This window comes from Mycobacterium sp. TH-M106 (assembly GCF_057473765.1).
In genome coordinates this window covers 1-1,619 of the sequence record NZ_JBYCLE010000279.1, presented here as the reverse complement: position 1 = coordinate 1,619, position 1,619 = coordinate 1, and the positions used below count along the sequence as shown (strand labels likewise).

2 protein-coding genes are annotated in these 1,619 nt (G+C 65.4%); both read left to right on the top strand.

The genetic code is table 11. The annotated features are described in order from the left end of the window. Positions 1 to 5: 5 nt before the first annotated feature. Entirely contained in the window at positions 6 to 416 is a 411-nt protein-coding gene (locus AC2VOP_RS09720; RefSeq protein ID WP_486960759.1) for a lipoprotein LpqH, read from the top strand. Positions 417 to 505: 89 nt separating this feature from the next. Beyond that, positions 506 to 1,619 (top strand): amidohydrolase family protein (locus tag AC2VOP_RS09715; RefSeq protein ID WP_486960758.1); only part of this gene is annotated, 1,114 nt, incomplete at its 3' end.

The window sequence follows — 1,619 nt, the reverse complement described above, 5'->3', positions numbered from 1 at the left end:
ATCGAATCGTCGCGGTAGTCGTGGCAGTAGTGGCGGTGGCCTGGCTCGGCGCCTGCACCGCGCGTCCGCGAGCTCCCCTCTCGGGATCGGCGTCGGTGTCCGTGGACGGCAAAGCCGCGAAGATTCCCGTCGTCAAGTGCCGCCAGCAGGAGTGGTACCGGACGATCGAGATCGGCGGCGACTTCGCCGGGGCCAAGATCGTCGTCGACGAACACGCGCAGCCGCTCACCACGATGTCGGTGCGCATCCAGAACGTGGGCGGCTTCACCGGCATGTACTCCCAAGGCGACGGAGGCAGCGCCGACATGAGCTTCAGCGGTGACAGGTTCACGATCACCGGCACCGCCAACGGGTACAAGACCGACAAACCGAACGAACCGGCATCCGCCGCGTTCAAGATCGTCGCGAGCTGCTGACCGCCGCCGTCGCCGACCCGTCGAGGGGGCGCCGTTGCGGTGCGGCAATTGAGAGAATAATATTCTCACAAATCAAGAAGGAGGATTCCATGGGGCAATTGTCGCATCGGGAAGACGTCCCGTTCCCGATCTTTGACGCGGACAACCATCTCTACGAGCCGCCCGAAGCGCTGACCAAATTCCTGCCCAAGGAGTACAAGGACTTCGTCCAGTACGTGCAGGTCAACGGGCGCACCAAGATCGCGATCCGCGGGCACATCAGCAACTACATCCCCAACCCGACCTTCGAGGTCGTCGCCCGGCCGGGCGCCTGGGAGGAGTACTTCAAGTACGGCAACCCGGAAGGCAAGAGCAAGCGCGAGCTGTTCGGTGAGCCGATGCGGGCGATCCCGGCCTTCTTCGAGCCCGGCCCGCGCCTGGAGAAGATGAACGAGCTGGGCCTGGACCGCACCCTGATGTTCCCGACACTGGCCAGCCTGATCGAGGAGCGGCTGCGCGACGACCCCGTCGCCATCCACGTCCTGATCCACGCGCTGAACCAGTGGCTCGACGAGGTCTGGGGCTTCAACTACCAGAACCGCATCTTCACCACCCCGGTGATCACCCTGCCGATCGTCGAGAAGGCGATCGAGGAGCTGGAGTGGGCGGTCAAGCGCGGCGCCCGCTGCATCCTGGTCCGCCCGGCCCCGGTCCCCGGTTTCCGTGGGCCCCGGTCGTTCGCGGTGCCCGAGTTCGACCCGTTCTGGGAGCGGGTCGTCGAACACGACGTGCTGGTCGGCATGCACTCCAGCGACAGCGGCTACTCCCGCTACACCTCCGAGTGGGACGGCGCCGAGCAGGAGATGCTGCCGTTCCAGACCAACGCGATGGGCATCCTCAACGAGTGGCGGCCGATCCAGGACTCGGTGGGGTCGTGGGTCATCCACGGGGCGCTCTACCGCCACCCGAAGCTGAAGGTGGCCATCGTCGAGGCCGGTTCGAAGTGGATGACACCGTTGCTGGGCGGCCTGGCCGAGGTCTACCGCAAAGCCCCCGAAGCCTTCCCCGGCGACCCTGTCGAGATGGTCAAGAGCCGGATCCACGTGAGCCCGTTCTTCGAGGACGGGATCGACGATCTGGTCAACCTGGTCGGTGTGGATCAGGTGCTGTACGGCTCGGACTGGCCGCATCCGGAAGGGTTGGCCGAACCGACCTTCTACATCA